This is a genomic window from Gemmatimonadota bacterium (assembly GCA_039715185.1).
Lineage (GTDB): Bacteria > Gemmatimonadota > Gemmatimonadetes > Longimicrobiales > RSA9 > DATHRK01.
Window position 1 is genome coordinate 1 of sequence record JBDLIA010000120.1, and the last position, 7,290, is coordinate 7,290.

At 68.7% G+C, this 7,290-nt stretch carries 4 protein-coding genes; all 4 read left to right on the forward strand.

What is annotated here, in order from left to right:
• Positions 1–781: AAA family ATPase (locus tag ABFS34_15160; GenBank protein MEN8376765.1), on the forward strand; the 781-nt coding region annotated here is incomplete at its 5' end.
• A 1-nt stretch (position 782) separates the two neighbouring features.
• Positions 783–1,718, forward strand: a complete 936-nt coding sequence (locus tag ABFS34_15165) for a DUF58 domain-containing protein (GenBank protein ID MEN8376766.1) — start codon at positions 783–785, stop codon at positions 1,716–1,718.
• A 51-nt stretch (positions 1,719–1,769) separates the two neighbouring features.
• The gene (locus ABFS34_15170; protein MEN8376767.1) at positions 1,770–3,896 is read left to right on the forward strand and encodes a BatA domain-containing protein; all 2,127 of its coding nucleotides are present in this window, start codon (positions 1,770–1,772) and stop codon (positions 3,894–3,896) included.
• Positions 3,893–7,290 (forward strand): DUF4175 family protein (locus ABFS34_15175; GenBank protein MEN8376768.1); only part of this gene is annotated, 3,398 nt, incomplete at its 3' end. The genes ABFS34_15170 and ABFS34_15175, both read left to right, overlap by 4 nt.

Here is a 7,290-nt window from a genome sequence, read left to right on the forward strand (position 1 = left end):
CCAGTTCACGCCTGACCTCATGCCGTCGGACATCACCGGGACGGAGATCATCCAGACGGACCGCAGCACGGGCGATCGTGACCTCGTGTTCCAGCCCGGTCCGATCTTCAGCAACATCGTGCTGGCCGACGAGATCAACCGGACGCCGCCCAAGACGCAGGCGGCGCTGCTGGAGGCCATGCAGGAGCACCGCGTCACGGTGCAGGGCGAGACGTATCAGCTCGAGGAGCCGTTTTACGTGTTCGCGACGCAGAACCCGATCGAACTGGAGGGCACGTATCCGCTGCCCGAGGCGCAGCTGGACCGCTTCATGTTCGAGATTCGAATCGACCATCTTCCGGAGGACGAAGAGCTGGAGGTCGTGCGGGCCACGACGAGTCCGATCGTGGAGGACTACTCGCACACGATCGGCGCCAGGGATCTGATCGAGTTTCAGGAGCTGATCCGGCGCGTGCCGGTTGCCGAAGAGGTGCTCAAGTACGCCGTACAGCTAGTGCGGACCAGCCGCCCGAATCCCAACGGATCGCCGGAATTCATCAAGAAGTGGGTCGCCTACGGCGCGTCGGTCAGGGCGGCTCAGTACCTGATTCTGGGCGGAAAGGCGCGCGCCATCACGCGCGGGCGCTATCACGTGACGTTCGAGGACGTGCGGGCGCTGGCGGCGCCGGTTCTCCGGCACCGCGTGCTGACCAACTTCCACGCCGACGCGGAGGGCATGACCACCGACCGCCTCGTCGAGAACCTGCTCGAGGCAGTGCCGCAGCCCTCATCAGGGATGTAGCATGGCCCTGACCGCGAGACCGGCCGGCCGCTCGGCGGCCGGGGCGAGAAGCGCCCATCTGGCAGATCCGGAGGTTCTGGGCCGTATCCAGAACCTGGAGCTGCTGGCCCGGACCGTCGTGGACGGATTCATCCAGGGCCTGCACCGGTCTCCCTACCTCGGCCTGTCGATCGATTTCGCCGAGCACCGGGCCTACATGCCCGGCGACGACATCCGCAATCTGGACTGGAAGCTCTACGCGCGGACGGACCGCTTTTACGTGAAGCGCTTCGAGGCCGAGACCAACGCCAATCTGGTCGTCGTCCTGGACACTTCGGCCTCCATGGGTTTCGCTTCGGGCAGCCTGTCCAAGCTGCGCTACGGGGCCATCCTGGGCGCCTGCCTGGCGACCCTGTCGCGCCGTCAGGGTGACCGGGTGGGCGGCGCGCTGGTAGGCGGTGAGCTGCGGGACTATGTGCCGGCCGCGGCCGGCCACCTGGAGTTGGTCCTCGCCGCGCTGGACCGGGCCGGGCCCGAAGGCGGCGGCTCGTTCGCATACGCCGTTGACGCCGTGGCCGCGCGCCTCAGACGGCGCGGAATCCTGGTTGTCATCTCCGACTTCTATGAGGAGACAGAGCGTCTCGGCGCCTCGCTAAAGCGGCTGGCCACGGGCGGCCACGACGTAATCGCCTTCCACGTCCTGGACGGAGCCGAGCTGGATCTGCCCTACGACCGGCCGACGCGCTTCGAGGACCTGGAGTCCGGCGCGCAGCGGCAGATAGTGCCCGAGGAGTTCCGGGATCGCTATCAGCAGCTCATGTCGGCGCATACAGAGCGGCTGCGCGAGGAGCTGACCGGTGGCCGGATAGACTACGAGCTGGTCCGCACCGACCGCCCCATCGGCGAGGCGCTTTTCCAGTACCTGACCGCGCGTCAGCGTTTCATGAGGCTGCGCTAGCATGCGCGTCGCCGGACTTCGGCCGATCGCGAGCCGGTTGGGAAGCCGCTGATGGGCCTCGGTTTTCTCGGTCCGGCCTTTCTCCTGGGCGCCGTGGCCCTGGCCATTCCGGTCCTCATCCATTTGACGCACAAGACCAAGCGCAACGTGGTCCGCTTTCCGTCTCTGATGTTTCTGGAGGATCTGCCGGTGAAGGTCACGCGCAAACAGCGCGTACATCACTGGCCGCTGCTCCTGGCCCGTCTGCTGGCCTTCGCCCTTCTGGCCCTGGCTTTCGCCCGTCCTCTGTTCGAGGACTCGGATCTGGGTGCGGCCAGCGGCCCGGGGCCAACCGAAACGGTGATCCTGCTCGATCAGTCGTACAGCATGGGCTACGAGGGGCGCTGGGATGAGGCTCTGGCCGAGGCCCGAGACGCGGTAAGCGGAATGCGAGACGGCGACCGCGCCAGCCTGGTGCTGTTCGACGAGGGAGCCCGGCTGGCCGTGCGTTCGTCGCCCGATCCAGCCGCGCTTACGGCCGCTCTGGCCGGTGCGCCCGGATCGCTGCTCACTGCCTACGGGCCGGCCCTTCGCCTGGCCCGCTCCGTGCTCGACGTGTCGCAGTACGCCAACCGCGAACTGATCGTGATCAGCGACTTTCAGCGCGGCGACTGGCAGGCGGCGGACTTCGATCAGATGCCGCCCGGAACCGAGATCCGGCCGCTACAGGTGGGTGACGGAGACGAGCCAAACGCGGTGCTGCGGTCCGTCGCTTTGGCTCGGCAGCGCTTCCAAAACCAGGAGCGGGTGCGGGCTACGGCGACCGTGTCGGCCGCGGTGGCTGACGCGGCCAGCGTGGACGTGTCTCTCAACGTGGGCGGAGTGGAGATCGGCCGTGAGAGCGTGGAGCTGGAAGCCGGCGAGGTGAAGAGCCTCGCCTTTCCGCCCTTCACGGTGTCCGCCGCCGGTATGCGGGGCACCGTTAGTCTGACGCCCGATCCGCTGAGCGCGGACGACCAGCTCAACTTCGTGGTCTCACCCAGCCCCAGAGTGTCGGCCCTGATCGTGAGCTCGCGCGGCTCGAGTCTCTACCTGCGGCGTGCGCTGGAGATCTCTGACGACGTGAACATGCGGGTCGATCAGGTCACCGCCTCGCGCCTGTCGGCGGCCGACCTGGCCGGGCGCTCGTTCGCGGTCCTGCACGGCTCGGAGCTGCCCACGGGCGCGGGCCGGAACGCGCTTCAAGGCTTCGTGGAGAGCGGCGGCGGCCTGCTCGTGGCGCTCGGGCCTCGCAGCCGCTGGGGCCCCGAGGACGCGTCATGGCTGGGCGGCACGCCGGGACGCGTCACCGATCCGACGGGCGGCGAGCTCCGTCTGGGCTTCGTGGACTACAGCCATCCGGTGTTCGAGATTTTCGCCGGCGCGCAGAGCGGCGACCTGGCCAGCGGCCGCTTTTTCCGCACGCGGGCGTTCGTGCCTTCGGAAACGGCTGGCGCGACCGGAGCCGCGGCCCGCGCTGGCTCCGCATCAGGCGCGCGAGGCCCGCGGGTGCTGGCCCGCTTTGACGACGGAAGTCCGGCCCTGATCGAGCATCGCTATGGCCGGGGACGGGTGCTTATCTGGACCAGCACGCTGGACGCCACGTGGAACGACGTGGCTCTGCAGCCCGTCTTTCTGCCGCTCGTCCATCAGCTGTCGCGCCATCTGGAGAACCGGCGCGCAGCCTCACCCTGGTTCACGGCAGGTCAGATTATGGATCTGGCCGACGCCGACCTGATCGAGGCTCAGTTTCCGGGCCTGGGCGAAGACGAGAGCCTGACGGACAGGGCCGTGCTGGCACCTGGCGGCGACCAGTTGGACCGATCCGCCGAGCCAGGTTTCCTGGAACTGGCCGAGCAGGGCTTCTATGAGTTTCGGGTGCCGGGGTCGGGTCCGGGCGAAGGCCTGGCCGTGGCGGTCAACGCGAACCGGACAGAGTCCGAGCTGGCCGCCCTGGACGTGGAAGAGTTCGCGGCCTCGCTCAGGGCCGACGAGCGGGACGGCGACCTGTCCGTGGAGCAGGCGGGCATAACGTCCGCTGACCGGGAACAGCGTCAGTCTCTGTGGCGCTATCTACTTATGGGCGCGTTCGTTTTGCTGATCGCGGAAACTGTTATTTCAAACCGGGTGTCACCGAGGGGCGTTAGGGAGGGGTCATGAAGACGACACGCGCATCCAGTTACGGCGAGATTCTGCGCCTTGTAGGCGGTGTCCGCAGGCGCTGGCGCGCCGGCCGAGTGCTACGGGGAGCCGTCATCGTAGGCGCGGTCGCCGGGCTGGCGCTGGCACTGTCGGCCTGGGGGATCACGGCGAGCCGGTTCTCCGAGTCCTCCGTTCTGATCTTCCGCATCCTGAGCTGGGCGATCATCGGTGGCCTGACGCTGTGGCTCATGGTGTGGCCTCTGCTGCGGAAGGTGACGGACGAGCGCGTGGCGCTGTACCTGGCGGAGAACGAGCCCGATGTGGAGGGCGCCGTCCTGACCGCGCTGGAAGCGGGAGCGCCGTCGTCCGCAGCTGCGGCCGGAGATTCAGCCTCCGAAGCCGATTCCAGTCTGGTGGACGGCCTGATCGACTCAGCCGTCCGGCGGGCCAAGGCCGTAGAGTTCGGCCGCCGCATCGACCGGACCGCCATCCGCCGCGCAGGCGGAGCCCTGGCCGGCGTGGCGATCCTCTTGGCCGGCCTGTACGCCATCTCGCCGCTAAGCCTCAGGCAGGGCGCCCTCGCCGTGCTCACCCCGACGCGGGCCGCGGCCGAGCTGAACCCCTTCTCCATAGACGTGCAGCCCGGCGACACGACGATCGTGCGCGGCGCCGACGCCAGCATTCGCGCCAACCTCGTCGGCTTCGAGTCCGCCGATGCCGAGCTGTTCGTGCGCTACGAGTCGGACACCGAGGCTCGGCCTCTGTCCATGATTCCGGCCGACAGCGGCGGCTTCGAGGCCATGCTGCTGGGCCTCGGAGAGGAGGCGGAATACTTCGTCCGCTCCTCCGGCGTGCAGTCGGAGAGCTTCCGGATCGCGGTGGCCGACCTGCCCTTCGTGGACCAGCTGCAGCTCGAGTACCGCTTCCCAGCCTACACGGGCCTGCCGCCCCGCATCGTGGAAGACGGCGGCGACGTGGCTGCCCTGCGCGGCACACGCGTGATTCTGCGCGCCACTTCCACGATCCCCACTCCGGGCGGGGTGGTAGTCGTAGACGGTACCGAGTCCGATCTTACGGTGGCCGAGACGGGCCAGCTTCTGGGCGAGTTCACGGTCGGCGAGCCCGGGTTCTACTGGATCGAACTGCTGCGTGACAGCGGGGAGCGCGTGGAGTCTTCACCGCACTTCACGATCGACGTGCTGGCCGACCTGCCGCCCTCCGTATCGTTCCGGACGCCGGGGCGCGACACCCGCGCCAGCTCCATCGAAGAGGTCTACGTCGAAGCCCACGCCGAGGACGACTACGGCATCCGGACGCTAGACCTCGTCTACTCCGTCAACGGGCAGGACGAAGACACGCTGAGCCTGGTCTCGGGCGGCGCTGCGGGACGTGAAGTCACGGCGGGCCACACATTCTTCCTCGAAGAGCTGGGCCTGGAGACGGGTGACTTCGTCTCCTACTACGCTGTGGCCCGGGACGGGAACCGGATCGACGGCGCCTCGCCTGCCATCAGCGACATGTACTTCGTTCAGGTGCGGCCCTTCAGGCGCGAATTCCGGCAGGCCGAGCAGGGGCCGCCGGGAGGCGGTGGTGGTGGAGGCGGTCCGCAGACAGCCCTGTCGCTGCTTCAGCGCCAGATAATCTCGGCCACCTTCAACCTCAACCGGGACCGGGAGTCATACGAGACGGGTGAGTTTTCCGAGAATGCGGTGACGATCACTCTGAGCCAGGAGCGGCTGCGCGAGCAGGTCGAGCGGCTGCATCAGCAGATGGTGTCGCGCGGCATCGCCGACAGCGATCCCGGCTTCGGGATCATCGCCGAGGCGCTTCCCAAGGCAATGGAAGCCATGGACCGTGCTCTGGAGATCTTGCGGGAGACGCGCGTGCGGGACGCGCTGAGCCCGGAGCAGGAGGCCCTCAAGCATCTGCAGCGGGCTGAGGACGCGTTCGAGGAGATTCAGATCGCGCAGGGCCAGCAGGGCCAGGGCGGAGGCGGGCAGTCGACAGCCGAGGATCTGGCGGACTTGTTCGAACTGGAGTTGGACAAGCTCAAGAATCAGTACGAGACGGTGCAGCGCGGCCAGGAGGAGCAAGCCCAGCAGCAGGTGGACGAGGCGCTGGAGAAGCTGAGGCAGTTGGCGCGCAGGCAGGAGCAGCAGGCCGAACGCCGGCGCCGGGAGGCGGCGCAGCAGCAGGCCGGTGGGGGCGGTGGCGGAGGCGAGCAGCAGCGCGACCTGGCCGAAGAAACCGAGGAAGCAGCGCGGCAGCTGGAGCGGCTGGCCCGTGAACGCCGATCTCCCGAACTGGACCGGGTGGCCGAGCAGATGCGCGAAGCCGCCGAGGCCATGCGGCAGTCAGCCACGCAGTCGGGCGCCGGCGGTGCCGCCGACGCGGGCCGGGCGCTCGAGCGGCTGGATCAGGCGCGTCGCCGCCTGGAACGGGCGCAGTCCGACCGCCTCTCCGCTGACACAGAGAGCGCCCTGGACCGCGCCAGACAGCTGCGCGCTGAGCAGGAGCGCGTGCAAAGAGACGCCGAGTCCGTCGGACCGGGGACCGAGGATGCCGAGACCCGGCGCCGTCTGCAGGAGCGGAAGACCGCCATGGCCGACGAAGCCGAGAGCCTGGAGCAGTCACTCGACAGACTGGCCGCCGACTTTCGCCGCGAGGACCGCGATGCCGCCGAGCGATTGTCTGAAGCCGCGGGTGGGATCCGCAGGGACCGCCTCAAAGAGCGCATTCGATATTCGTCGGGCCTGCTGGGAATCGACACGGCTCAGTCGCGGCTGCAGGAGGAGCAGATCCGCACCGACCTGGAGTCGCTGGAGGAACGTCTGGAGCGCGCCCTGGCGGCGACCGGCGAGGGCTCCGAGGACCGCTCGCAGGAAGCGTTGGACCGGGCCGGCGAACTTCGCGCCGATGCCGAATCTCTGGGCCGCAGGCTGGACCCGAACCGCAACCGCGGCCAGCAGCAAGGCGAGCGCGGCGAGCAGGGCCAGCAGCCCGGCCAACAGGGTCAGCCCGGCGGGCAGCCGCAGCCGGGTGGTCAGGCGGGCGGAGAGGGGTTCGCGCCGGGTGCCCAGTCCGGCCGCCCGGGCGGTGGGAGGCTTTCGCCCGACGAGGCACGCCAGTTCCGCCGCGAGTTGGGTGAGCGGCGGGCCGATGCCGAGGCCCTGCGCGAGATTCTGGAGGAAGCCGGGGTCGACGCCAGCGACCTGGACGCCGTGATCGCCGCTATGCGTGCGCTGGACCGTCAGCGGGTCTACAACGACCCAGACGAAGTCGCACGGCTGCACGAAGCGATCGTCGAAGGCCTGCGCGAAGTCGAGTTCAGCCTGCGGCGCGAGATACTGGGCCGTGAGCCGCGCATCTTCCTGTCAGGCTCGGACGAGGTACCGGAAGGCTACCGGGAGCT